Source organism: Actinoallomurus acaciae, assembly GCF_042429965.1.
GTDB classification, from domain to species: domain Bacteria; phylum Actinomycetota; class Actinomycetes; order Streptosporangiales; family Streptosporangiaceae; genus Actinoallomurus; species Actinoallomurus acaciae.
In genome coordinates, this window is the sequence record NZ_JBHLZP010000028.1 from 1 (window position 1) to 24,262 (window position 24,262).

23 protein-coding genes are annotated in these 24,262 nt (G+C 72.4%); 11 read left to right on the plus strand and 12 right to left on the minus strand.

The window, feature by feature from the left end; genetic code table 11:
* A partial coding sequence (locus ACFFNX_RS06125; protein WP_378196504.1) for a hypothetical protein occupies nucleotides 1-282 on the minus strand: 282 nt, incomplete at its 3' end.
* Between the two features lie 307 nt (nucleotides 283-589).
* Between ACFFNX_RS06125 and ACFFNX_RS06130 the strand changes: the two genes are divergently transcribed.
* Nucleotides 590-1,393: a helix-turn-helix transcriptional regulator gene (locus ACFFNX_RS06130; RefSeq protein ID WP_378196507.1), complete on the plus strand. Its 804-nt coding sequence runs from the start codon at nucleotides 590-592 to the stop codon at nucleotides 1,391-1,393.
* Between the two features lie 676 nt (nucleotides 1,394-2,069).
* Here ACFFNX_RS06130 and ACFFNX_RS06135 read toward each other — a convergent pair.
* Nucleotides 2,070-3,179: a globin domain-containing protein gene (locus ACFFNX_RS06135; protein ID WP_378196510.1), complete on the minus strand. Its 1,110-nt coding sequence runs from the start codon at nucleotides 3,177-3,179 to the stop codon at nucleotides 2,070-2,072.
* Nucleotides 3,180-3,655: 476 nt separating this feature from the next.
* Between ACFFNX_RS06135 and ACFFNX_RS06140 the strand changes: the two genes are divergently transcribed.
* Genes ACFFNX_RS06140 through ACFFNX_RS06150 form a run of 3 tightly spaced genes read left to right on the plus strand, consistent with a single transcriptional unit; the run spans nucleotide 3,656 to nucleotide 6,127 of the window.
* The gene (locus tag ACFFNX_RS06140; RefSeq protein ID WP_378196513.1) at nucleotides 3,656-4,375 is read left to right on the plus strand and encodes a gamma-glutamyl-gamma-aminobutyrate hydrolase family protein; all 720 of its coding nucleotides are present in this window, start codon (nucleotides 3,656-3,658) and stop codon (nucleotides 4,373-4,375) included.
* A gap of 58 nt (nucleotides 4,376-4,433) precedes the next feature.
* Nucleotides 4,434-5,345: an alpha/beta hydrolase gene (locus ACFFNX_RS06145; RefSeq protein ID WP_378196516.1), complete on the plus strand. Its 912-nt coding sequence runs from the start codon at nucleotides 4,434-4,436 to the stop codon at nucleotides 5,343-5,345.
* The gene (locus tag ACFFNX_RS06150) at nucleotides 5,342-6,127 is read left to right on the plus strand and encodes an enoyl-CoA hydratase/isomerase family protein (protein ID WP_378196520.1); all 786 of its coding nucleotides are present in this window, start codon (nucleotides 5,342-5,344) and stop codon (nucleotides 6,125-6,127) included. Before ACFFNX_RS06145 ends, ACFFNX_RS06150 begins: the two co-directional genes overlap by 4 nt.
* Nucleotides 6,128-6,135: 8 nt before the next feature.
* Here ACFFNX_RS06150 and ACFFNX_RS06155 read toward each other — a convergent pair whose 3' ends face one another.
* Complete coding sequence (locus ACFFNX_RS06155; RefSeq protein WP_378196523.1) at nucleotides 6,136-6,627, minus strand: SRPBCC family protein; 492 nt, start codon at nucleotides 6,625-6,627, stop codon at nucleotides 6,136-6,138.
* A 19-nt stretch (nucleotides 6,628-6,646) separates the two neighbouring features.
* On the opposite strand from ACFFNX_RS06155, the gene ACFFNX_RS06160 reads away from it, so the two are divergent.
* A complete protein-coding gene (locus ACFFNX_RS06160; protein WP_378196526.1) occupies nucleotides 6,647-8,113 on the plus strand; it encodes a class I adenylate-forming enzyme family protein in 1,467 nt (488 codons plus the stop codon).
* Nucleotides 8,114-8,134: 21 nt separating this feature from the next.
* Here ACFFNX_RS06160 and ACFFNX_RS06165 read toward each other — a convergent pair whose 3' ends face one another.
* Nucleotides 8,135-8,698, minus strand: coding sequence for a TetR family transcriptional regulator (locus ACFFNX_RS06165; RefSeq protein ID WP_378196529.1), 564 nt, complete (start codon nucleotides 8,696-8,698; stop codon nucleotides 8,135-8,137).
* A gap of 122 nt (nucleotides 8,699-8,820) precedes the next feature.
* Between ACFFNX_RS06165 and ACFFNX_RS06170 the strand changes: the two genes are divergently transcribed.
* A complete protein-coding gene (locus tag ACFFNX_RS06170; protein WP_378196532.1) occupies nucleotides 8,821-9,747 on the plus strand; it encodes an SDR family oxidoreductase in 927 nt (308 codons plus the stop codon).
* 91 nt (nucleotides 9,748-9,838) lie between these two features.
* Here the strand turns inward: ACFFNX_RS06170 and ACFFNX_RS06175 are convergent, their stop codons facing one another.
* A complete protein-coding gene (locus tag ACFFNX_RS06175) occupies nucleotides 9,839-11,020 on the minus strand; it encodes an acyl-CoA dehydrogenase family protein (protein WP_378196535.1) in 1,182 nt (393 codons plus the stop codon).
* A gap of 80 nt (nucleotides 11,021-11,100) precedes the next feature.
* Between ACFFNX_RS06175 and ACFFNX_RS06180 the strand changes: the two genes are divergently transcribed.
* From ACFFNX_RS06180 to ACFFNX_RS06190, 3 genes are all read left to right on the plus strand, one after another.
* Complete coding sequence (locus tag ACFFNX_RS06180; RefSeq protein WP_378196538.1) at nucleotides 11,101-11,415, plus strand: PadR family transcriptional regulator; 315 nt, start codon at nucleotides 11,101-11,103, stop codon at nucleotides 11,413-11,415.
* Entirely contained in the window at nucleotides 11,412-12,164 is a 753-nt protein-coding gene (locus ACFFNX_RS06185) for a permease prefix domain 1-containing protein (protein ID WP_378196541.1), read from the plus strand. The genes ACFFNX_RS06180 and ACFFNX_RS06185 overlap by 4 nt, the downstream gene beginning before the upstream one ends.
* A gap of 267 nt (nucleotides 12,165-12,431) precedes the next feature.
* Nucleotides 12,432-13,052, plus strand: a complete 621-nt coding sequence (locus ACFFNX_RS06190; RefSeq protein ID WP_378196544.1) for a GAF domain-containing protein — start codon at nucleotides 12,432-12,434, stop codon at nucleotides 13,050-13,052.
* On the opposite strand, the gene ACFFNX_RS06195 is transcribed toward ACFFNX_RS06190, so the two are convergent.
* On the minus strand, nucleotides 13,007-13,597 hold the full coding sequence (locus ACFFNX_RS06195; RefSeq protein WP_378196546.1) for a TetR/AcrR family transcriptional regulator: 591 nt from the start codon (nucleotides 13,595-13,597) through the stop codon (nucleotides 13,007-13,009). The two genes, ACFFNX_RS06190 and ACFFNX_RS06195, sit on opposite strands and share 46 nt — an antisense overlap.
* A 190-nt stretch (nucleotides 13,598-13,787) precedes the next feature.
* Between ACFFNX_RS06195 and ACFFNX_RS06200 the strand changes: the two genes are divergently transcribed.
* On the plus strand, nucleotides 13,788-14,039 hold the full coding sequence (locus ACFFNX_RS06200; RefSeq protein WP_378196549.1) for a hypothetical protein: 252 nt from the start codon (nucleotides 13,788-13,790) through the stop codon (nucleotides 14,037-14,039).
* A gap of 194 nt (nucleotides 14,040-14,233) precedes the next feature.
* Here the strand turns inward: ACFFNX_RS06200 and ACFFNX_RS06205 are convergent, their stop codons facing one another.
* The 5 genes from ACFFNX_RS06205 to ACFFNX_RS06225 all read right to left on the minus strand — a co-directional run bounded on the left by ACFFNX_RS06205 (nucleotide 14,234) and on the right by ACFFNX_RS06225 (nucleotide 21,589).
* The gene (locus tag ACFFNX_RS06205; RefSeq protein ID WP_378196552.1) at nucleotides 14,234-17,311 is read right to left on the minus strand and encodes a discoidin domain-containing protein; all 3,078 of its coding nucleotides are present in this window, start codon (nucleotides 17,309-17,311) and stop codon (nucleotides 14,234-14,236) included.
* A 254-nt stretch (nucleotides 17,312-17,565) separates the two neighbouring features.
* On the minus strand, nucleotides 17,566-18,351 hold the full coding sequence (locus ACFFNX_RS06210) for a hypothetical protein (RefSeq protein ID WP_378196555.1): 786 nt from the start codon (nucleotides 18,349-18,351) through the stop codon (nucleotides 17,566-17,568).
* A 1-nt stretch (nucleotide 18,352) separates the two neighbouring features.
* Nucleotides 18,353-19,645, minus strand: a complete 1,293-nt coding sequence (locus tag ACFFNX_RS06215; RefSeq protein WP_378196558.1) for a VWA domain-containing protein — start codon at nucleotides 19,643-19,645, stop codon at nucleotides 18,353-18,355.
* A gap of 323 nt (nucleotides 19,646-19,968) precedes the next feature.
* Nucleotides 19,969-20,343 (minus strand): hypothetical protein, encoded by a 375-nt coding sequence (locus ACFFNX_RS06220; protein ID WP_378196561.1) that lies wholly within the window; start codon nucleotides 20,341-20,343, stop codon nucleotides 19,969-19,971.
* 82 nt (nucleotides 20,344-20,425) lie between these two features.
* Nucleotides 20,426-21,589, minus strand: coding sequence for a hypothetical protein (locus ACFFNX_RS06225; protein WP_378196564.1), 1,164 nt, complete (start codon nucleotides 21,587-21,589; stop codon nucleotides 20,426-20,428).
* Nucleotides 21,590-21,956: 367 nt separating this feature from the next.
* On the opposite strand from ACFFNX_RS06225, the gene ACFFNX_RS06230 reads away from it, so the two are divergent.
* Entirely contained in the window at nucleotides 21,957-23,558 is a 1,602-nt protein-coding gene (locus ACFFNX_RS06230) for an FAD-dependent oxidoreductase (RefSeq protein WP_378196567.1), read from the plus strand.
* 24 nt (nucleotides 23,559-23,582) lie between these two features.
* Here the strand turns inward: ACFFNX_RS06230 and ACFFNX_RS06235 are convergent, their stop codons facing one another.
* On the minus strand, nucleotides 23,583-24,227 hold the full coding sequence (locus ACFFNX_RS06235) for a hypothetical protein (protein ID WP_378196570.1): 645 nt from the start codon (nucleotides 24,225-24,227) through the stop codon (nucleotides 23,583-23,585).
* Nucleotides 24,228-24,262: the final 35 nt, after the last annotated feature.

The window sequence follows — 24,262 nt, forward strand, 5'->3', positions numbered from 1 at the left end:
CCACGGCGGCACGAGGAACAACCGCACGTCCGTCTCCCGGCCGAGCAGGCCCCCGGCGCCCGCGTCGACCCGGCGTACGGCCACGCCGTCCCCGCCACCTCCGCAGCGGCCTGGCACGCTGTCCGTGTCGGGCTGCCGGATGGACGGCACCGACCGCTGCTCGGCCACGGTGACCGCGACCGGCGGCCCGGCGGAGTGGAGCGTCACGGGCACCAGCGGGAACATCAGCGCCAGCGGCAGCGGCACACTCCCGGCCGGCCGGACCGCGTACGTCACGGTCACCCGCCGCGGCCTCCTCTGTCTCGTCGGCGGCAGCGGCTCGGTGTCCTTCAACTCGGGCGCACAGGCGCCGGTCACGTGGAACTGCTGAAGCCCCATCGGCCACGCGACGGGTCACGGTCGGCGGCGGGAGGCCCCGACATCGTCCCGGCCACGCGACGGACCGCGACGGCGTCGTTCGAGTCCTGTGTTCGCCGCGGGGCCAGATGGGCTGGAGTCGCGGCCGATCCGGCCAGGGCCGCACGGAACGGCCCGCATTACCTCCCCGGTAATCGTCGGTGGGTGCGGGGGTGGGTAGCGTGCGGGCACTATGGTTACCGCTACCGCCACCCGGCCCGTCGGGGATCTGCTGCGTGACTGGCGTCGTCGGCGCAGGCTCAGTCAGCTCGAGCTGTCCAACGAGGCCGGGATCTCCACCCGTCACCTCAGCTTTCTCGAGACCGGGCGCGCCCGGCCGAGCCGGGACATGGTGCTGCGGCTCACCGAGCGGCTCGACGTGCCCCTGCGGGATCGGAACGGGCTGCTCATGGCGGCCGGGTTCGCGCCGGTCTACCGGGAGCGGTCGATCGACTCGCCCGAGATGCGGCCGGCGCGGCGGGCGCTCAACCGGGTGCTCGACGGGCACGAGCCGTACCCCGCCATCGTCGTCGACCGGCTCTGGAACCTCGTCATGGCGAACGAGGCGGCCATGCTCTTCCTGGAGGGCGTGCCCGAGGACCTGGTGCGACCGCCGATCAACATCCACCGTCTCGCGCTGCACCCGCGCGGGCTGGCCGCGCGTGCGGTCAACCTGCAGGAGGTGCGGTCGCACCTCGTCGCGCGGATGGCGCGGCAGGTCGCGCTGACCGGGGACCCCGATCTCACGGCGCTGCACGAGGAGACCCGGGCGTACGGCGGCGGCGACGATGGCGGTCCGCACGAACCCTCGCACGACATCGCGCTGCCCACCCGGCTGCGGTACGACGACCAGGTGCTCGCCTTCTTCAGCACCGTCACGACCTTCGGCACCGCCGAGGACGTCACCCTCGCCGAACTGGCCATCGAGGCGTTCTTCCCCGCCGACGACGAGACCGCTGCCTTCCTGCGCCGGCGCGCCGAGTCGCGGCACGACTGAGCGAGGGCGCAGGCGGGCGGAACGCGGCAAGGCGGCCCCCCGGGGCCGCTGACAGCGGCCATCTCGCGTACGGCGATATCGCGGACGCCACCGCCGCTACGGTCGCGTCGCATGGACCAAGCGCCTCCCCGGCGACTCGACGTGGGCCGACATCCGGCGCGTCCGCCGTAGAGCCGCACGACAAGATCTCCGTCGCCCGGGTGGCGGGCGGTTCGCCGAGGACGGTCGAGCGCGCTCGCGGCAGTCGTAACGCGCGTGCCCCTTCTCCGGCATTTCGAGCGGGTGGGGTCCACGCCCGCGCCCCGGCGCCTGAAGCCCGCCGGGGACGGCACGCGTGAGATGCTGAGCCTCATCGAAGGCCGGGGCGCGCACCCGCGCCGCAGCGAACCGACGTGGCCCGCGCCACGCACGACGCCACCCGGAATTCCAGTGCCCCGACGGCACCGGGAGGCCGCGGTGCCCGTCCGCGCCGGACACCACGACCTCGCCCCCTGGAACATCACCTCCGCCGGCCCCCGCGCGTGGGACCTGTGCCATGTAGCTCACCGCGGCTGAGCCGGGGACGGCGGACCGGACCGCGCCGGTGACCCGGCGTTCGCCGGGAATGGCACGGATGCCGGGAGGACGTTCCGTCCCGGCCGAGCGCGACGCCCTTCTCGTCGCGGGATGAGCGGCTCTACCGGTCGATCCGGTCGTAGTGGATGTGGTCGGCGGGGACGCCGAGCTCGTCCAGGACCGTGACCGTACGCTGGATCATCTCCGGCGGTCCCGCCACGTAGGCGTCGTGGCGCGACCAGTCGGGGAAGCGGTCGAGGACGTCCGGCACGAGGCCGTGCATGCCGTCGGAGGACGGGTCCTCGGACACGACCGGGACGACCCGCAGCCACGGCGTCCGCTCTTCCAGGGCCCGCAGGTCCGGCAGGTCGTACAGGTCGGCCGCCGTGCGGGCGCCGACGAGCAGGTGGATGTCGCGGCGCAGGTTCTTCTCGACCGCCTCCTCGACCAGCGCCTTGAGCGGAGCCAGGCCGGTGCCGCCGGCGACGCAGAGGATGGGGCGGTCGGAGTCGAGGTCGAGGGTCATCGTGCCGGCCGCGTGGCCGAGCAGCAGCGTGTCGCCGATCCTGGTGTGCCGGACGAGCGTCCCGCCGACCCACCCGGCGGGCAGCGCCCGCACGTGGAAGCGCAGCAGGCCGTCCGGGCGTGGTGCGTTGGCGACGGAGTACGGCCGCCACGCCCACGGCCAGCGCGCGGTCTGGACGGTGACGTACTGGCCCGCCCGGTAGGGGAGCGACGAGCCGGGGCGCACGGTCAGCGTCGCGATGTCGGGCCGGCGCAACTCGTGCTCGATGACCTCCCCGGTCCACCACGGCGGCAGCGACGACTCCTCGGCGGCGTCGGCCATCATCGTCGCCGCGGTGGCGTAGGCGTGTCGCCACGCGCACTCCATCTCGGCGGTCCAGGCGTCACCGCCGAACTTACGCAGCGTGGCCAGCAGTGCTCGCCCCATCGCGTCGTAGTGCTCACGCGTCACCCCGAACCTGCGGTGGTCGCGGCCCAGCCGGGACAGGAAGGTCGACAGCGTGCCGGGGCTGTCGATGCTCCAGACGATCTTCCGGATGGCGTGGAAGAAACGATCGCGCTGGTGGTCCATGGCCGGCGGGAAGAGTGCGCGCAGGCGCGGGTTCTCGGCGAATAGGCGACCGTAGAAATAGCCCGAAATATCCTCCTCTCTCCCCTCGAAGAGGGCGAAACTCTCTTTGATGATCCGGGGATTCGTCGATTTCATCAATCCCCCCACTGTCGGTTCGATGACCTCGATCACATTTACCCCAGGGGAAGTTTCGCATCTCACCAGGGAGAACATCAACCACCTACGGCGGTAGAGTCCGGGCATATACGTAGTGTAATCAGTTATCGATTCTTTGTGATCGGAGAGTGATTGTGGAGCGGTGACAAATACCGACCGGTATAAGATCGTTTTACGGGCGACGCTGATATCCTCGACAGGAGAGCGTTAGAAGAAATACCAACAAGTACGAAGGATTGTTCACTCGGGAGCGGGTTCCGTCATCCCGTACCGAGATGCCGCCGGGGGGAGCGTCCGGTTCGAGGGGGGCCGGTACGCGCCCCCCGGCGGCCTCGTCCGGAAGGTGGCGTATCGGGGGCTTGGAGGGGGATGGACCCGAAAAGCGCGACTATGCGCAATGATGATCAGACGCGATCAGGCGCCCGCAGGTGCGGCGTCCAGGAGGGGGCTCTCGCATGGCAGGGGCGACGTACGGCGCGGGTCCCCCGCTCATCGGAATCACGTCGGGGCTCGAAGCCGCTCGCTGGGCCGACTGGGTACGCGAGGCGGTGCTGCTCCCGGTGGCGTACCAGCGAGCGCTCGAGAGGGCGCGTGCCGTGCCCATCCTCGTGCCGCCCTCGGTCCGTGCCACGGTCCCGACCCTCATCGAGCGGCTCGACGGCCTCATCTTCTCCGGCGGCGGCGACGTCGAGCCGTCCCTGTACGGCGAGGAGCCGCACGAGCAGACCGGCCCGCCGCAGCCGCACCGCGACCGCTTCGAGTTCGCGCTCCTGCGCGCGGCGATCGACGCCGACCTGCCCTTCCTCGCCATCGGCCGGGGCATGCAGGCGCTCAACGTCGTACGCGACGGCAGCCTGATCCAGCACCTGCCCGACGTCGTCGGCGGCGACGCGCACCAGCCCTCGCCCGGCCGGTTCGGCCGGCACCAGGTCCAGATCAGCGCGACCAGCGTGCTCGGCAAGACCCTCGGCGACCACGCCGAGGTGGTGAGCGGCCACCACCAGGCGATCCGGCGGCTGGGCAAGGGCCTGTCGACGGTCGCCTGGGCCGACGACCAGATCATCGAGGCGATCGAGCTCCAGGGGCACCGCTTCGGCATCGGCGTGCAGTGGCATCCGGAGGAGGCCGACGACCCGCGTCTCATCGAGGCGCTCGTCGCCGAGGCGCGCGGCTGAGAGTCCCGCGGCCGCCTGGGATAGGGTCGGCGCGAGCCGAGGTCTGGAGGTCGAGCGCATGCCGTTGCATCCGCAGTCAGCCGCGTTCCTGGAGGCCATGCTGGCCGACGCGGCCCCGGCGGAGCCCGACATCGACGCGATGCGCGCCGCCACCCGGATGAACCCGCACCGGGGCGCCGGACCGGAGCTGGCGGAGGTCGAGGACGCCGTCGTCGGCGCGATCCCGATCCGCATCTATCGTCCGGCCGGCGGCGTGCTGCCCGCGCTCGTGTACTTCCACGGCGGCGGCTGGTCGATCGGCGACCTGAACTCCGCCGACCCGATGTGCCGCCGGCTCGCCGCCGAGGCGGGCCTCGTCGTCGTCAGCGTCGACTATCGCCTGGCGCCCGAGCACCCGTTCCCCGCCGCGGTCGAGGACGCCTTCGCGGTGACGGCCGACGTCGTACGGCACGCCGGGCGGTACGGGGTCGCGCCGGACGCGGTGGCGGTGGGCGGCGACAGCTCCGGCGGCAACCTCGCGGCCGTCGCCGCGCGCCTCGCCCGCGACGAGGGCATCACGCTCGCCCACCAGCTGCTGATGTGCCCCAACACCGACTCGGGGCTCGACTCGTCCAGCTTCACCGAGTTCGGCGAGGGCTACGGCCTGAGCGCGGCCTCGATGGCCTGGTTCTTCGGGCACTACCTCGGCCGCGCCGACCACTCCGACCCGCGCGTCGCGCCGCTGCGCGCCCCCGACCTGGCCGGGCTGCCGCCGGCGACGATCATCACGGCGGAGTACGACATCCTCCGCGACGAGGGAGAGGAGTACGCCCGCGTCCTCGCCGCCGCCGGCGTGCCGGTCGAGCTCCGCCGTTTCAGCGGCATGATCCACAATTTCATCTCAATGCCGGAGGTGTTCGACGACGCCGCCACCGCCCGCCTGTGGGCGGCGGGCCGCCTCCGGCGGTCGTCAGGTCAGGAGGAGCGATGAGCTACGCGTCGTACGAGCGGCTGAAGATCGACTGGGCCGCCGACGGGGTCCTGCGAGTGACGCTGAGCGCGCCTGGACGGCTCAACGCCGTCGACGCGACCGGCCACCGCGAGCTCGCCGAGATCTGGCGCGACGCGGACGCCGACGACGACGTGCGCGCCATCGTCGTCCGCGGCGAGGGCACGGCGTTCTCGGCCGGCGGCGACCTCGACATGATCGAGGAGATGATGGCCGACTACGACGTGCGCTCCCGAACCCTGCGCGAGGCCCGCGACATCGTCTACAACGTCATCAACTGCGCCAAGCCGGTCGTGAGCGCGATCCAGGGCCCGGCGGTCGGCGCGGGACTCGCCGTCGCCCTGCTCGCCGACATCTCGGTCGCCGGCCGCACCGCCAAGATCATCGACGGCCACACCCGGCTCGGCGTCGCCGCGGGCGACCACGCCGCGATCGTCTGGCCGCTGCTGTGCGGGCTGGCCAAGGCCAAGTACCACCTGCTGCTGTGCGAGCCGCTGACGGGCGAGGAGGCCGAGCGGATCGGCCTGGTCAGCGTCTGCGTCGACGACGACGAGGTGCACGACAAGGCCCTGGAGATCGCCGGCCGCCTCGCCGGGGGAGCGGCACAGGCCATCGGGTTCACCAAGCTGGCGCTCAACAACTGGCTCCGCTCGGCCGGTCCCGCGTTCGACGCGTCGCTCGCGCTGGAGTTCTTCGGCTTCACCGGCCCGGACCTGCGCGAGGGCGTCCGCGCCCTGCGCGAGAAGCGACCGCCGCGCTTTTGAGCGGTGGGTCAGGTGAACCGCTCCTGGAGAGCGGCCAGGCCGGTCGCGAAGATCCCCCGCGCGAAGGTCTTGGTCAGCCACGCCTCGTCCTGGGCGTCGGCGTCGTAGCGGGCGAACCACTCGGCGAAGGCGAGCCCGGTGTCCGTCACCGGCGTCACCCGTAGCGTCGCGCGGTAGGACCGGACCGGGAACGGGCCCTCGAACAGGTCGTACGTCGAGGAGCGCTCGCCGTCGTCCAGCGCGACCAGGCGTTCGCGGAACACCTCGCCGCCCGGCCCCGTCAGCCGGCGCACACAGCCGACCTGGTCGCCGGCGCCGTGCTCCAGCTCGCCGGTCACGATGCCCGGATGCCACTCGGCGATGTTGCCGAAGTCGCGGAGGTACTCCCACACCCGGTCGGCGGAGACCGGCAGGACGGCGCTGGCGTACGGCTTGGGCATCGAAATCGCTCCCGGTGTCGTGTTCTCCTGGATGAGGTTCCCCTCGATCCGGGGAGGCACGCGCGGACCAGGAGGGCGGATGCTGCTCGGAGACCTCGCTCATCGCGGCGGCGCGCTGTGGCCGTCGCGCACCGCCTTCGTCTGGACGGGCGGCCGCCGCACGTACGGGGAGCTGGCCCGGCGCGTCGAGCGGCTGGCCGGGGTGCTGGCCGCCGGCGGCGTGCGTGCGGGCGGCCGGATCGCGCTGCTGACCGTCAACACGCCGGAGGCGCTGGAGACCGCGTTCGCCGCGTCGCTGCTCGGCGCGTGCGTGGTGCCGCTCAACATCCGTCTGGCGCCGGCCGAGATCCGCTTCCAGGTCGAGGACGCCGGGGCCGCGCACGCGGTGGTGCATCCCGCGCTCGAACCCCTCGCCCACGCGTCCGGACTGCTCGGCCTGGCCCACTGGATGATCGGCGAGGAGCTGGAGACCCGGCTCGACACGGCCACCGGCCCTCCCGGAGCGCGGCCCGGCGACGACAGCCCGGTGATCAGCCTGTACACCTCCGGGACGACCGGACGGCCGAAGGGCTGCCTTCTCACGAACCGCGGCCGGGTGGCCGCGACGGCCAACGCCGTGCACGGGCTGGGCGTCACCGCCGACGACCGGCTGCTCGCGACGCTGCCGCTCTTCCACGTCGCCGGGTACGGCGCGGCGCTCGCGCACCTGGCGACGGGCGGCACCGTGGTCTTCCCGTCCGGGGCGGGCCTGGATGAGACGTGGTCGCTGGTGGCCGAGCACGGCGTCACCGTGGCGATCTTCCCGGACGGCACGCGCCGGGCGCTCCGGCACCCCGAGGCCCGGCCGGTCCGCCTGGTGTACGGGATGGCGGGCACCGAGCGGCCCGCGACGCTGCGGACGCTCGCCGAGGGCGGCATGGACTACCGGGGCGTGTACGGCTCGACCGAGGCGGGCAACTTCGTGTCCGTCTCGACCCTCGCCGAGGAGCTGGCCCGGCCGGGCACCGTCGGCCGCCCGCTGCCCGCCTTCGACCTGGCGATCGACGCGCCGCCGGGCGAGGTGGGCGAGCTGCTGATCCGCGGCCCGTCGATGATGGCCGGGTACGCGAACCTGCCCGAGGCGACCGCCGAGACGTTGCGCGGCGGATTCCTGCACACGGGCGACGTGATGCGCCGCGACGACGACGGATACCTCTTCATCATCGACCGCTCCAAGGACATGATCAAAACGGGCGGCGAGAACGTCTACTCCGCCGAGGTCGAACGCGTGCTGCTCGCCCACCCGGCGGTCGGCGACGCCGCGGTCATCGGCGTGCCCGACCGCCGCTGGGGCGAGGCGGTCAAGGCGCTGGTGGTGGTCCGCGAGCCGGTCGGCGCCGAGGAGCTGGACGCGCACTGCCGCGAACGCCTGGGCGCCTTCAAGCGCCCGCGCTGGTATGAGTTCGTCGAGGCGATCCCGCGCAACCACTCCGGCAAGATCCTCAAGCGCGACCTGCGCGCGGCGCGCGCCCCGGCCGCGGCCGTACGCCTGCCCGAGCGTTCCTGAGCGCCGGCGCGGGCGCGGGCGCTACGAGCCCGCGGTCACGGCGCGGAGCTCGTCGAGTGACTCGCGGATGAGCTGCGGCAGCCCCCTCCGCTCGGCCTCGCGGATCCAGCGCTCGAACGCGACCTTGAAGACCGCGATGCCCGCCTCGGCGGCCAGGCTCGCGGCCAGGTCCGCGACGCCGCGCCGGCGCAACGCGGCGGTGAGCGCCGAGGCGAGGGACGCCAGCTTGATCAGCTCGCGTTCGCGCAGGTCGGCGTTCGCGTCGATGATGGCCTGGCGTTGCCGGGAGAACTCCCGGTCCATGAGCACGGTGCCGGCCGCCTCCAGTGCCGCGGCCACCGCGTCGAGCGGTGCCGCGGAATCCGGCGCGTCGGCGACGGCGCGTACGAAGAGGTCCTCCAGCACGGCCCCGCCGGCGAACAGGACCTCACGCTTGTCGGCGTAGTGCCGGAAGAACGTGCGCTCCGTCAGCCCGGCCCGCTTGGCGATCTCCGCCACCGTGGTCTGTTCGAACCCGCGCTCGCCGTAGAGCTCCAATGCCGCCTGCGCGAGCCGGCCACGCGCGTTCGGCTGCCATCGACCCATGCCCCGATCCTAGCTTGATGACAGTGGCTGACATGGCGGCTATGCTGATGACAGCGACTGACATCGCTGAGGTCCTCGCGCTTTCCGCGCCGGGGACGTCCACTCATCCGGAGGTTTTTGTCATGCGCGTTTTCGTCACCGGCGCGTCCGGCTGGATCGGCTCCGCCGTCGTGCCCGAACTCATCGACGCGGGCCACCAGGTCACCGGGCTGGCGCGCTCGGAGGCCTCGGCCGCCGCCCTCACCGCGGCCGGGGCGCGGGTACGGCGCGGCACTCTCGACGATCTCGACACCCTGCGGAGCGAGGCCGCCGCGTCGGACGGCGTGATCCATCTCGCGTTCAAGCACGACATCGCCTTCTCGGGGGACTTCGCGAGCGCCGCCGCCGCGGACCGGCGCGCCGTCGAGGTGTTCGGCGAGGCGCTCGCGGGATCCGACCGGCCGTTCGTCCTCGCCTCCGGGCTGCTCGGGCTCGCGCCCGGACGCCTGGCGACCGAGCGGGACGGGCATGTCCCGGGTCCGGCCGCCGAGTCGGGCCCGGGCGCCAGGATGGCCACCGCACAGCTGGCGCTCTCCCTCGCCTCCCGCGGCGTCCGCTCATCCGTACTGCGTCTGCCCCCGACGGTCCACGGTGAGGGCGATCACGGCTTCGTGGCGGCCCTGATCGGCTTCGCCCGCACCAACGGCGCCTCGGGCTACATCGGTGACGGGGCCAACCGCTGGCCCGCCGTGCACCGGGCCGACGCCGCGAGCCTGTTCCGCCTGGCGCTGGAGAAGGCCCCGCCGGCGTCGGTGCTGCATCCCGTCGGCGACGAGGGCGTGCCGACCCGCGCCATCGCCGAAGTGATCGGCCGGCACCTCGACCTACCGGTGGCCGCCGTCGCCCCCGAGGACGCGGCGGAGCGCTTCGGCTGGCTGGCCCCCATGTTCGCGGCCGACAGCCCGGCCTCGAGCGCGCTGACCCGCGAGTGGATGGACTGGCGGCCGGTCTGGCCCGGGCTCATCGACGACCTCGACAAGGGTCACTACTTCCAGACCGCGACCGCCTGACGCACCGGGTCCGGGGGCGCGCCCCCGGACCCGGCCCGGTCGGTACGACTCCGGCAGGCCGAAGCCGGCTGGGTCTGGGCACCACACGGACTCAGTAGGACTTCGGCAGACCCAGCTCGTGCTGGGCGATGTGCGCCAGGACGAGCTCCTCGGCGACCGGGATGTTCTTGCCGATCCGGGCGTCGCGGAACAGCCGGGCCACCGGATACTCCAGGGAGTAGGCCATGCCGCCGTGCGCCTGGAACATCCGGTCGGCCGCCTGCCAGGCCGCCTCGGCGGCGGTGAGCTTGGCGATGTTGGCCTCCGAGCCGCAGGGCCGCTGCCGGTCCCACAGCCACGCCGCCTTGTAGGTCATCAGGCGCGCCAGCTCCACCTCCGCCTTGACCCGCGCGAGCGGGAACGCGACCGCCTGGTTGGCGCCGATGGGCCGCCCGAACGGCGCGCGGTCGTTCGCGTAGTCGCGGGCCACCTTCAGGCACAGCTCGCCGCTGCCGACGGCGCCGGCGGCGGCGACGATCCGTTCGGGGTTGAGGATGTCCCACAGCACGGCGAAGCCCTCGTCCACCCGGCCGATGACGTTCGTGGCGGGGACGCGTACGTCGTCGAGGAAGACCATGTTGGAGGCGACCGTGTTGGTGCCGAGCTTGGGGATCGGCCGATAGGTCAGGGTGCCGGCGGCGACCGCCTCCTCGAGGTCCACGAGCAGGATCGTGAACCCGCTGACCCGCGGCCTCGCCTCGGCCGCCGGGATCGTACGGGCGACCAGGACCATGTGCCGGGCGCGCTCGACCCCGGAGATCCAGATCTTCTGGCCGGTGACCAGGAAGTCGTCGCCGTCACGGCGGGCCTGGGTGGCGATGTTGATCGCATTGCTCCCGGCGTCGGGCTCGGTGATGGCGAAGCAGGTCTCCGACTCGCCGGCGGCCAGGGCGGGCAGCAGCGCGCGCTTCTGCTCCTCGGTGCCGTGACGGGCGATGGTCAGGGCGCCGAAGGCGGGGGTGAGCAGGTAGAGGAAGGAGGCCGCCGCGCCCGCGCCGGAGGCGGCGAGGGTCTCGGCGGCGACCGCCAGCTCGAGCAGGCCCTGACCGCCGCCGCCGTACTCCTCGGGGACGGCGAGGCCGAGCCATCCGCCCCCGGCCAGCGCGCGCCAGACCTCCTCGGGCCAGCGCTTGTCCGCGTCGCAGCGGTCCCAGTAGTCCAGCCCGTGGCGCGCGCCGATCGCGGCGACCCCGTCCCGTACGGCGACGGCACTCTCCGGCAGGTCGAAATCCACCCGAACCTCCTTCGGTTCTCGTGCGGACCACAGTAGCGATCACTGGACACCTCGTAATGCTATGCCTAGCATTACGAGGTATGAGGCGAGAGCAACTCAAGGGGCACCTCGATCTGCTCCTGCTGTCCGTGCTGACCCGCGGGGCGGTGCACGGCTATGCGATCATCGGCGAGCTCCGGAACCGGAGCGAGGGCGCCTTCGACCTGCCAGAGGGCACCGTCTACCCGGCGCTGCACCGGCTGGAGAAGAACGGTCTGGTGCGCAGTCACTGGGCCGATGAGTCCGGGCGCCGGCGCCGGCTGTACGAACTGACCGCGGCGGGCGCCACCGCCCTCACCGAGATGCGCGAGGAGTGGCGGACGTTCTCCCGCGGTGTGGGGGCGGTGCTGGCATGAACGAGATCGAGCGCTATCTCGACCGGCTCTCGGCCCGGCTGCGCGGCTCCGGCGCGGACGTGTCCCGGGTGCTCGCCGAGACGGAGGAGCATCTGCGCGACGCCGTACGCGACGGCGTGGCGGAGGGGCTGACGGAGGAGGAGGCCGGACGCCGGGCCGTCGCGCGCTTCGGCCCGGCACACGTCATCGCGCGCCGGTTCGGCGGAAGGCCCGCGTGGGTCCGGCTCGTTCCCGAGTTCGCCCGGATGGTGCCCTCCGCCGCGGCCGGGCTCGTCGCCATCGGTGTGAGCGGGGTGCTGGCGCAGGTGCTCGGATGGCTCTTCGGGCCGGCCTTCGTCGCCGGTGACCTGCCGTGGGTGCGCTACACGCCGCAGCGATGCGCGCAACTGGGGCATCCGGGGCAGGGGTGTCTCGGTGCGGTGGTCCGCGACCATTTCGGGGAGGTCGTCGGGACGCGGCTCGCGGCCGGTGCGGCCGGCCTGCTGGTGCTGGGCGGATACGCGCTGGTGCGCCGGCGCCTGGGCGCCGCGCGGGTGGCGCCGGCGCCGGGTGTGGTCCCGGTGGCCGGAACGGCGCTGTACGGGGTGGCGACGGCCGTCCTTCTGCTCGACGGCATGGACCTGGTGACGGCGGGCGGGGCGCACGCGGGCAGCGGTCAGTGCTGGAGCGCGGGTGCCGTCGCGCTCGCGATGTTCCTCGGGTACGCCCGGTCGCTGTACCGGGAGCGCTTTCCGCGATCTACAACGTAAAGGCAGCGGGCCTTTACGGCGGCTTCATGGCCCCCGTGCCCAGGGCATATGCTTGTCCTATTGATCAACTGGTCAATAGGGCAAGCCGTGGGTCATGCGAGCCTCGATGAGGCGCTCTCAGCGAACTGACTGCGATGCGGAGGAACGGGCCGCCCTGGAGCACGTCGCGACTCTGGTGGCTCGTGGCGCCTCTCCGCCAGAGATCTTCAAGGCGGCCGCGAACGCGCTCGGCCGCCTGATCAAAGCGGACTACACCACGATCAATCGGTGCGAGCCCGATCAGATGATGGCGATCGTCATGCTTTACCGCGCTCCCGGCGTTCCCGAGATCGAATCCCCCCCCTCGGAGGACGCTGGCCGCTCAGGGACGACACCGCCTCGGCGGCGGCGCTGCGGACCCACAGGCCGGCCCGGCGGGCCGTCGAGGCCATCCACAACGAGATCGGCGACTGGCACCGGGAGACCGACGTCGGTCACGTCGTGGCCTGCCCGGTCATCGTCGACGGCCGGCTGTGGGGGACGATGGCCTGCCTGTACATCGGTTCCGAGCCGCCGCCGAACGACACCGAAGAGCGCATGGGCAAGGTCGTGGAACTCCTGAACTCCACGATCACCCAGGCCGAGACCCGCGCCGAGCTCCTCACATCCCGCGCCCGCCTCGTCGGCACCATCCAGATCACGAGCCCGGCCGGGGGAGGCACATCGCTGGCCGTGGCGATCCCCTGCCCTTCCCAGACGAGCCCGGCCGCCGAGCGGACGAGTGATGCGGGCCGGTCCCAGCCGGTGGGCGAGGCGGAGCTTGACGATCCGTTGCTCGGTCTTGCGTGGCGTGCGGGAAGGCGTCAAGGCCCGTCGGTGGCGGAGCGGCTCGCCGTGTCGCCGAGGTAGCGGGCGACGAGTCGCGCCAGGCGGGCCGCGACGGTCTCGGGTGGGTCGGTGGGCAGGACCACGTGGCTCATCGTCAGGCGGACGACCATGTCCACGAGTTCGACGACCGCGGTCTCGTCGAGCCGGGGCCACTGCCGCAGCGTGTGGGCGATGATGCGCTTCTTCGCCGCGAACAGCACCGGCTCGGCGCGGGTGGTCATCAGCGGCAGCAGGTCCTCGCTGCCGGCGCCGGTGAGGATCGCCTTCTTGAGCGGGTCGTCGGCCGCCGTGGTGAGCGTGTACGACACGGCGTCGGCGACCGCGGAGTACAGGTCGTCGTGGCGCGTCATGGCCTCGTCCACCGCGTCGAGGTAGCGGTCGTTCTCCCGGAGGTTCAGCGCCTCGGCCAGCCGCCACTTGTCCCCGAACTCGTTGTAGACGGTCTGCCGGCTGACCCCGACCGCGTCGGCGACGTCCTGCATCCGCACCCGCCGGAAACCCCGCTCGATGATCAGTGCGGCGGCGGCGTCGAGCAGGTCGTCCCGGAGCGTTCGGCGCTGCTGCATGGGTCCAGAATTTCAGAAGTCGGCCTCGTCGAACATTCCTGTCATCCGGAACGTCGGTCGGTGCGTCCTCTCAAGGGAAGAGAAGAGAAAGGACGCCATGAAGGTATGGCCACCGGGCAGGCATCGCGGCGCGAGTGCCGACGTGTCGACGCGCCGGCCGCACCTCCCCTCGCCCTTGGCGGACTGGGTCTTGCACGACGAGAAGCTGCTGGTGGAAACGAGGTTCGGGGGAGACCGCGAACGGTACGGCGCCTGGCGCGACCGGCTGTGGGCCGAGATGCACGACGCGATGCACCACCCCGGGCGCTGGCGGGAGTCCACCACGGATGAGGAGTACGTCGTCAAGACGGCATTTGACGGGAACTGGGCGCAGTACCGCGTCTGCCGCGACCGCCTCCGTGAAGAGCTCTGGCAGATCATGAAGGTCACGAGAGAACACTGAGCCCTCCCTGGACGCCGCGCGGCCGGGTCATTCCCCCCGATCCCGGTCGCGCGGCTTTTTTGTCTTCGCCGAAGACCCCGTGGCTGCCCGGCGACACGGATCATCACCTGACGGTGCCGTTCGCGCCCGCTCCCGTACGGGCGGGGTCCCGCACCGGACCGGTGCGGGACCCCTTGCACGGCACGCACGTACCGTTACCAGTTCTTGATGCCGGCGCCGTACGGGTAGAGGGGGTCGCCGTAGGTGGTGGGCGGTGACTGGCCGGCGTCGATCTTCGCCCGGATGTCGGAGCGCTCGGCGGCGGTCGCGCCCAGGTCGTAGGGCAGGCTCCAGTCCTCGACGGCGTCGGCGGGAGTGTCGGTGCCGCCCGGTTTGAGGACCTGGTCGACGCTCCGCGGGAGCTGCCAGGGCAGGGTTCCGTGGGGCGTGTAGTCGCCGAAGAGCAGGGACGCGGTGGCCGGACCGACCTCCTCGCCGCCGCGATAGGTCATCACGATCGCGTCGGCGATGCCGTTCCAGTCCGAGATGACGGTCGGCCGTGGCAGGTCCATGACCACGACGACCGGGATTCCCTGGTTGTGGAAGTTCTGGATGATGGCGAGCTGGTCCGCCGGCAGGTAGGGCTGTTCCTTCACCCAAGCGGTGGCGTGGGTGTAGCTCGGCTCGCCGACCGCCACGACGGCCAGCTTGGGTGAGGGGCCGCTGTCGGAGTAGACGTTCACGCCCGCCGTCGCCGCGCGGGCCTTGATCGCGTCCAGGATGTCCAGCGAGCCGTAGTCGGGGTGGAAGTAGCTCGTCCACACACAGCACGAGGCGCCGTCGGTGGCACGTGGCCCGGCGACCACGATGTTGTCGCCCGCCTTGAGCTTCAGCGGCAGCACTCCGTTGTTCTTGAGCAGCGTGATGGACTCGCGCGCGGCCTGGTTCGCGAGCTTGACGTAGGACGGCTGGTGGAAGCGGTACGGGCCGTTCACCGGGTCGCCGTAGGGCCGGTCGAAGACGCCGAGCTCGAACTTCAGCCGCAGGACCCGGGTGACGGCGTCGTTGATCCGCGAGATCGGCACGCTGGACAGGAAGCTCGAGATCGAGAATCCGGACGCGCCGGGGTCGGCGCCGCCCATGACGTCCGAGCCGGCGTTCGCCGCGCTGATCCATGCGTCGGAGGGCAGCCAGTCGGTCGTGATGAGCCCGGTGTAGCCCAGGTTGTTCCGCAGGTAGTCGAGGATGGGCTTGCTGTTGCCCGCGCCGGGCCCGCCCGGGTCGAGGTAGGAGCTGCCCGCGTACCCGGGCATGATGTTGACGGCTCCCGCGTCCAGCGCGGCCCGCCACGGGATCATGTGGTACTTGATCGTCACGCCGTCGTAGACGATGCCCGCCTCGCCGCCGGCGCCCTCGCCGGGCCAGTGCTTGACGGTCGCGAGAACCGAGCCCGGATTGAGCTCCGGCCCGCCCTGCAGGCCGGCGACCAGGGCCCGCACCTGCGCCGCGGCGACGTCGGCGTTCTCGCCGTTGCCCTCCTGGATGCGCGGGTAGAGCACCTTGGTGCCGACCTCGGCGAGCGGTCCCAGCACGCCGCGCGCGCCGACTTCGAGTTCCTCGCGGCGTTGCATGTCGCCGAGCCTGTAGTCGAGCGGGTAGTCCTTGCCCGCGGCCAGCGCGCTCTGCAGCGGGTACGTGGTCTGGTACCCGGAGATGGTGTCGCCCGCGGAGACCGGCGGGATGCCCAGGCGGGTCCCCGCGGCGGCGACGAGCACGTTGTTCAGGTCGTTCGCCTGCGCCGGGCCGAAGTGCCAGCCCGACTGCGGGTAGGTCTGGGCGTTGTAGAACATCTGGTACGCCTTCTCCTCCGGGGTCATCCGGGACAGAAGGTCGGCCACCCGCGTCTCGACCGGCTGCCGCCAGTCCTCGTACGGCTCGATCGTGCCGTCCTTGTTGAGGTCGCGCGCGCCGTTCACGATCTTGACGCCGTCGCTCGCCGCCGTGATGGCCGGGTGGTAGAGGCTGAACGTCCTGATGTTCGACGTGGTCTTGGCGCCCGAGCCGGTCACCGAGACGACGTACCACCTGTACGTCCAGCGGTCGCCGATGTCCCAGGTCGGCGTGTAGCTGGTGCCGGTCGGCTCGGCGACCTTGGTGTAGAGGTCGAGGAGCCTCCCGGACGCGGTGAAGTCGTAGTCGGTGCGGCTGACGTTGATCCACACCTCGTAGTGCGCGGCGCCGGGCACGGAGTTCCAGGCGAGCATGGGACGGCGGGTGTCGGTGACCATCGCCTTGTCGGCGGGCGTCGTCAGGGCGAACTGGCCGGTGGTCGCCGGCGCCTTCGTGGGCGCCGAGAGCAGCGGCGGATCATCGTTCGTGGTGTCGACCGTGCCGAAGACCTGGAACTCCCAGAGCGAGTAGCCGTAGCCGGTGGCCCGTTTGGTGCCGTAGAAGCGGATGTAGCGGCCCTTGCCGGACAGGTCGAGGTTCTCGGTGCCGCCCTTGCCCGTCGTGGTGGTGTAGACGGTCGACCAGGACGTGCCGTTGTCGGACACGTCGATGTGGTAGCCGGTGGCGTAGGCGTCCTCCCAGATGAGCGTGGCGCCGGAGATGGTGGCGGCCCCGCCGAGGTCGACCTGGAGCCACTCGTTGTCGGTGTAGAGGCTGGACCAGCGGGTGTTCGTACGGCCGTCCAGCGCCGCCGCGGGCGCGTTGCCGCCCTCCGTCGAGGAGGCGGTGACCTGCTTGAAGGCGGAGATCGGCGTGGTGCTAGGGGGTGGCGCCGAGCCGCTCGTGCCGTACACCTGGAACTCCCACAGCGAGTAGCCCCACTGCGTCGCGCGCGCCGTCCCGTACATCCGGACGTAGCGCCCGCTGCCGGAGACGTTCAGCGTCTGCGTGCCTCCGGTGCCGGTGGTGGTGCTGTAGACGGTCGTCCAGGTGTTCGCGTCGCCGGAGACCTGGATCTGGAAGGCGGTCGCGTACGCCGTCTCCCAGTTGAGGACGACCTGGCTGATGGTGGCCGAGGCGCCGAGGTCGACCTGGAGCCACTGGGGGTCGCCCGCGGCGCTGGACCATCGGGTCGAGGTGTCCCCGTCCACGGCCGCCGCGGCGGTCGTGACCGCGTTCTCCACCGACGAGGCGACGGCCGGCCTGCCCTGCGACAACAGGGTGGACGCCGCGCTCGCCGTTCGCGGCAGGGCGGTGCTCACGCAGGCCATGAGCAGGGTCAGGGCGGCGATCACCACCGTCGTCACGGCGGGATGCACCGCCGTACGGGCACGGGGTCTCATGGGGCGTCTCCTCTTCGCGGGCACGGCGGAGCGGCGGAGGGGTGCCACCGTCGTGCGACGGGAATGGACGCCGACCTCGGCGGATGCCTGGCGGGGCAGGGCTGCCGAGAGCCGGCGTAGGAGCGCTCTCCCGAGAGACTGATCGCGGTCAGGCGCGGTGTCAACAGTCCGAGGGGATATTTCTCACGCCTTATATTAAGCCCCTGCTTATCGCCCTGCCCGCCGCACGCGAAGCGGCGGGCAGGGGCGCGGCGTCAGGAGAACCAGCGGCGCGGGTGGCGCGTGAGACGGTAACCGCCGACGCCCGCGACGGCCGCGAGCAGGCCGCCGCCGATCGTCCACCACCACCGGGCGGACGGCCAGGAGAACCGGTTCCAGAAGTGGTCGCCCTCTTCGGCGGCGGACGGGGCCGCCGAGGATCCCGCCTGTGGCGCGGTCGTGCTCCCCGGGCCGGTCTCCGGCGAGAGCGGGGCCTTCAGCCGTGCGTTGTCCGGCTGGGCGTCGCCCTTCTTCGCGGTGATCGACAGATCGGTCTGTACCGGCAGGCCGAGGTCCTGGTCCGGCAGTCCCGTCGCGGACAGCCGTACGTAGTAGGTGCCCGGGAGGGGCTCGTCGGACCAGGGGTCGGCCCACGAGCGGACCTGGCGCAGGAGGCAGTGGAGCGCGAGCGACGCGGTGCCGGTCGCGGCGGTGGCCGTCTGCGAGCCCGCCGTGCACGGCTGGCGCCGGCGGAGACCGTCGAAGACGTCGACGGTCCAGGTCGCCGGCCCGTGCCGGCTCGCGCTGGTCGGCAGCGTGATCGTGATCGCGAGGCGGTCGGTCTCTCCGGCCGCCGCGTCGAACGACCAGTACTGGTAGTCGCCGGTGGACGCCGAGACCCGCACCTGCTGGCCGGGCTTCACCTCGGTGGCGGTGAGGAAGGACGTCCCGGCGGTGCCGACCGTGGCGCTCGGGCTGGGCGAGGGCGTGTCGTCCGCGGCGGCCGGGCCGGCGACGGCCAGGCAGGCCAGGGCGGCGAGTCCCGTGAGTACATACCGCATGTCAGTTCTCCTTCCACACGGCGACGCGCCAGCGGGCCAGCCATCCGGTGACCAGACCGCCGACCAGTCCCGTACCGGTCAGCACGAGCAACAGCAGCCAGCCGCGGCCCAGGGACGGGCCGCCCGGCGCCGGGGAGGAGGAGACCACGTCGACGGTGAGCTCCACCGGCATGCCGGGGTTCGTCTGTACGCCGGCGGGGGCGGAGAAGGAGTTGCTCACCACCAGGCAGACCAGGCCGTCACCGGAACCGTCCGAGGACGACGAGGACGCCGAGGGCTCGGGCGAGGCCGCCGACTGCTGGTCCGACCAGCGCAGCCCGGTGGACAGCACGTCGGTGCGCCCGCCGTCCGCGCCGGTGCCGCGTACGATCTCCTGCCCGGTCGTGGAGACGGCGCGCAGCAGGACGCCGTAGTCGGGGTTGAGCCTCCGGTCGAGCGCGATGCTCACCGAGGCCCGCAGCTCCTGGCCCGGCGACACCGCCACCCGGTACCAGCGGTGCTGGGCGAAGCGCTCGCGGTCGGTGTACACGCCGGGCCCCAGAATCGGGGCCGCGGAGCACCGGTCGGCCCCGCCCACCTGGCGCGGGGTCCGGCGGTACGTGTCGTGCGCCCGGCGGACGAGCTGGTTCAGGCGGTCGGTGAGCTGGGTCTGGTGCTGGACGGCGGTGTACGTCCCGCCGGTCGCGTCCGCGATGCAGGTCAGCTGCTGCCGTACTCGCGCGTCCAGCGTGAGTCCGAGCGTGTCGACGACCAGGTGGGTGCCTGCCGCGGCGAGCTGGCGGGCCACGTCGCAGGGGCCGGGCGCGCCGCAGGTGTCCTCGCCGTCGGTGATGAGCACGATCCGCCGGGTCGTCTCGCCGGTGCCCAGGTCGTGGGAGGCGGCGCGCAGGGCGAGCCCGATCGGCGTCCATCCGGTCGGGCGCATCGTCGCGATCGCGGCCTTGGCCTGGGGCTTGTCGACCGGGCCGACGGGGCTGATCTGCTGGGTGTCCCGGCAGCCGAGGGCCTGGCTGGCCGAGGCGGGTATGCGGGAGCCGAGCACGCGGATGCCGAGCTGCGTCTCGGGGGGAAGGGCGTCCACCACCTCGTTGAAGGACTGCTGGGCGACCGACATGCGGCTTCGGCCGTCGATGTCGGCGGCGCGCATCGAACCGCTGGAGTCCAGGACCAGCTCGACCTTCGGGGCCTCACCGTCCGTCGGCTCGCCGGCCGTCGCGGGCACCGCGCCCAGCGCCGTCACGCCGGCCAGCATGGCGAGGAGGAGGCCCACGGCGGGGCCACGTCTGATGATCACGCCGGTGGATCATAATGATCTTGAGTAGGGTCGCCTAATCGGTCCTGCGACGCGAATCCACGGGCGTTCCCGCCTGTGGGCGACGTCATCGGCGCACGATGTCCCGCGAGGGAACCGTTCGCTGCGTACGCCCCTCGCCGCGGCGTCGGTCGGCGTCCGGAGACGCCCCGAAACCTGGTTTCGTACGGAGTGACGCGGCGCGTCCGCCGGGTGGTAGCGGGGTAGTTGGGTGATTGATACCTTCTATCCGCTTCCGTCCGATCTTGGCCGAAGAGGCGCCGTCACCACGCCTCGTCCGCGGGACGTGCCGTAAGCGTTCCTTCTCAGGCGATCGAGATCCGGGGTTCTCTCATGACGAAGCGCTGGATGATCTTGTCAGGCGTGCTCCTGGTGGCGGTGGTGGCCGTGGCGGCGGGGCTGACCGCCTTCGGCGGGCACCGCACGCACACCGTGGCCGGACGGACCACGGTGTCCCCGGACCCGGTCGTGACGCCGACACCCACCTCGACACCCCCGCCGACGCCGCGCCGCACCAGGAGACGGCACCACGCCGTCACGGCGCGGGCGTCGTCGGCGTCGCGTCCGAGATCCGCGCACTCGACCACGCGCGACTCCGGCGCGGGCCAGGCGGATCCGTGCGCGCACAACCACCACTGCAGCGTGCCGCCGCTGCCACCGCTGAAGCCGCACCCGGACAAGCCCGCCCCCTTGCCGACCTTGACGGTGAGCGGCGCCCCCGCCGGAGGCTGACCGGCCGGTCCGGCGGGGACTTCCGCCTGGTCAGAGGCGGTTCCAGACGTACGTCGGCAGGCCCTGGCTGTTCGCGATGGGCTTCCACAGGCTGGCCACCTGGCGCTTGGCCGGGCCGGCCTTGTCGTTGGCGGCGATGGCGGCCCGGTAGTGCGCCGTCAGCGGAGCGATCCGGCCGCCGCAGCCGCGCGCCTGCACCTCCTGCGCCCAGGCGAGGTAGGCCTGGTCGGCGCTGAGCGAGCTCTGGTACGCGTTGATCATCGAACGCCGGAGCCGTGCACCGTTCCGCAGCCGGTCGACCTTCAGCGCCTTGGACTGGGACAGCTCCTGCCGGCGGTCCTGTACGACCTGCTGGAAGCCGGAGACGCCCGCGGCGACGTCGTCGCAGGTCCGCAGGGGAGCGGGCAGATGCCCGCGCGCGGTCTTGCCCGACCTGAGGATCTGGTCGACGGCGGCGGCCTGCTGGGCGGCGGTCCCCGCGCCCGCCTTCGCGCCGGCCGTCTGCGTGCCGTTGTCGTCCGACCCGGGGAGCCCCTGCGTCAGGACGTAGATCAGACCGCCGCCGAGCACGACCACCGCCGCGACGCCGCAGGCCAGCAGCAGCGTCCTCCGGCTCTTCCCGCCGCGGTCGTCTCCCGGCCCTCCCGGCATTCCCGGCTCACCGGCGAGCGGCGGATATCCGTACGGCGCCGGGTCGGCCATCGGACCGCCCGTGACGGGGCCGCCCAGGGGAGGACCGCCCATGCCGGGACCGCCCGCGATGGGGCCGAGGTTCTGCGTGGCCGCGTCGACCGGGGGCGGCGTCGAGCCCGTTCCCGCAGCGGCATCCGGTACGGGCCCCGCAGACCCGAACGGGTTCGGCGCGCCGTACGGGCCGAGGTCTCCGTAGGGCTCCGGTGTCGGCGCCGCGCCGAAGGTCTTGGGCGGCTCCGGCGACGCGACCGGATAGGAGGTCCGGGACGGTTCCTGCGGCTTGATCGCCGGCCGCTCGCCGGTCGTCTCCCAGTCGGTGATCGGCAGCGGCTCGGTCTTGGGGTTCGACGGGCCGGCCTGCGGCTCCGGGTCCTTCAGCGGCCGGAACAGCGAGCCCGGCTCCGGCCCGGGACGCTCGCCCGCCGCCGGAAGCGGCGCGCCGCACCAGGTGCAGGCGGACCGACCCGAGGGGACGTCGTTCTCACATGCCGGACACTTCATGCAGGGTCCCTTTCTCGCCGACCATTGGCTGTCAGACGGAACATTGTGCCCTGCGCGAGTTACGGCCGAACCGGGAACCGCCGTCGACGGCGGGCCGGAACCGGCGGCAGGAGCGGTCACCGGCGTCCGTGGCCCGTGCCTCGGGAGCCCGAGGTCCCGGACACCGGCGCGGGCCGTCGCGTCGGCGGTGATCGGCCGGAAAATGGCCTTTCACCTGCATCGATGTGGATCAGATAACCTGGGAGAGGTAACTGACCCCACCCCCATGATCGCGGCACACGCCCTCCTTTCGGCCGCGCGGGTCTCCCTCTTTCCCCGGAGCCGCGAGCGCCGCCGTGACCGCGGTCCAAGAAAGTCTGATCCCCCAATGGAGATGCATACCGATGCCCTCGTCGTGGGCGGGGGGCTGGGCGGCGTCGCCGCCGCCCTGGCACTGCTCAGGGCAGGTACCCCGGTGGTCCTCACCGAGGAGTGCGACTGGCTCGGCGGGCAGCTGACCAGCCAGGCCGTTCCCCCGGACGAACACCCCTGGGTCGAGCGCCTCGGCGTCACGGCCTCCTACCGCGCCCTGCGTGACGGCATCCGGGACTACTACCGGAGCCACTACCCGCTGACCGGGCGGGCCCGCGCCTGGCGTGAGCTCAACCCCGGCGCCGGCTGCGTCAGCCGGCTCTGCCACGAGCCCCGCGTCGCCCTCGCGGTGATCGAGTCCATGCTGGCGCCGTACCGCGGCTCCGGCCGGCTGCGCGTGCTGCAGCCGTACCGGCCGGTGGGCGCGGACGTCGACGGCGACCGTGTGAGCGCCGTCACGCTGGCGCACCGTGACACGGGCGCACGCACGACCGTGCACGCCCGGGTCGTCCTGGACGCGACCGAGACCGGCGAACTGCTGCCGCTGACCGGCACCGAGTACGTCACCGGCTTCGAGTCGCGCGCCGAGACCGGCGAGCCGAGCGCCCCCGACGAGGCCCAGCCGCAGAACATGCAGGCCATCTCGGTCTGCTTCGCCATCGACCACGTCGACGGCGACCACACGATCGAGCGCCCGGCGACGTACGACTACTGGCGGGAGTACCGGCCTCCCTTCTGGGGCGGCCGCCTGCTGTCGTGGCGCGCCCCGACCCCCCGCACGCTGAAGCCGGTCGAGCGCTCGTTCACCCCGAACCCGGACGAGGACCCGACCCGGGTGCTGGGCGACCTGCAGCGACCCGGCGGCGACATGGACCTGTGGACGTTCCGGCGGATCGCCGCCCGCCGCAACTTCGAGGACGGCGCCTACGCCAGCGACATCACGCTGGTCAACTGGCCGATGATCGACTACTTCGACGGCTCGATCATCGACGTGCCGGACGCCGACCGGCACGTCGAGGCCGCACGCGAACTCTCCCGGTCGGTGCTGTACTGGATGCAGACCGAGGCGCCGCGCCCGGACGGCGGCACCGGCCATCCCGGCCTGCGGCTGCGCGGCGACGTCGGCGGCGGCGCGGGCGGCCTCGCCCAGGCGCCGTACATCCGCGAGTCCCGCCGGATCCGCGCGCTCTACACCGTCCCCGAGCAGGACATCGCGCTCGCCCTGCGCGGCGACCGGGGAGCGGTCTCCTACGACGACTCGGTGGGCATCGGGATGTACCGGATCGACCTGCACCCGTCGACCGGCGGCGACAACTACATCGACGTGGGCTGCTCGCCGTTCGAGATCCCGCTGGGCGCCCTGATCCCGCAGCGCGTGGACAACCTCCTGGCGGCGAACAAGAACATCGGCACCACCCACATCACGAACGGCGCCTACCGCCTGCACCCCGTCGAGTGGAACATCGGCGAGGCGGCGGGCACCCTCGCGGCGTTCTGCCTCGACCGCGACATGCCGCCGCACGCCGTCCGCGAGAAGGAGGAGATGCTGTCCGACTACCAGCGTCTGCTCGTCCGGTCGGGTGTGGAGCTCCGCTGGCCCCCGGTGACCGGCTACTGACCTCCCCGGGGGAGGCGCCGGGGCCTATGACGCGCGGATCGGGGTCGCGGGCCATCCCGCACGCCGCCGGAGGGTCTCCAGATCCGGTGCTTCGTCCTCGGTGGCGTCGGCCGGGATCGCGCCGCCCACGGCGTCCTCGCGCGACCCCGCCCGGTGCAGGAGGGCCTGGCGGGGCGTGAGGCCACGGTCCCGCGCCTCACGGAGACGGTCCATCCACGGCGTCATGGCGTCCATGCCCTCGCGCCCGGCGTCCCGCCGTGGCAGGTAGGAGGCGTTCTCGTCCTCGGCGGACGCCCAGAGGAAGCCCAGCACACGACCGGCCCGGACCACCGGCACATAGTGAACCGGATGTTCGGTTCGCGGCGGAAGATCCTCACGCGGGTCGGTGTATCCGGGGTTGGCCATCTGCGTGAACGCCGCGTACGACGGGGCCTCGTCCGGCTCGGCGTCCGCTATCAGGCCGGCTCGGGCGTCGGGCGGTGTTCCCGCCCAGCGGCGCATCGCGCCCAGCGGCGTCAGCCCGGCCTCCTTCGCCTCGTTCATGCGTCTGGACCAGGTCACCGCCGCGTCGAAGCTGTCACCGTCCGTGCCGAGCCGGCGTTCGTAGTGGGCCTTGTCGTCCTGGCCCGAGGCCCACAGGAAGCCGATCACCTTGCCGAGCAGGGTCACGGGAACGTACCGGATGGGACCCTGTGCCTTCGATG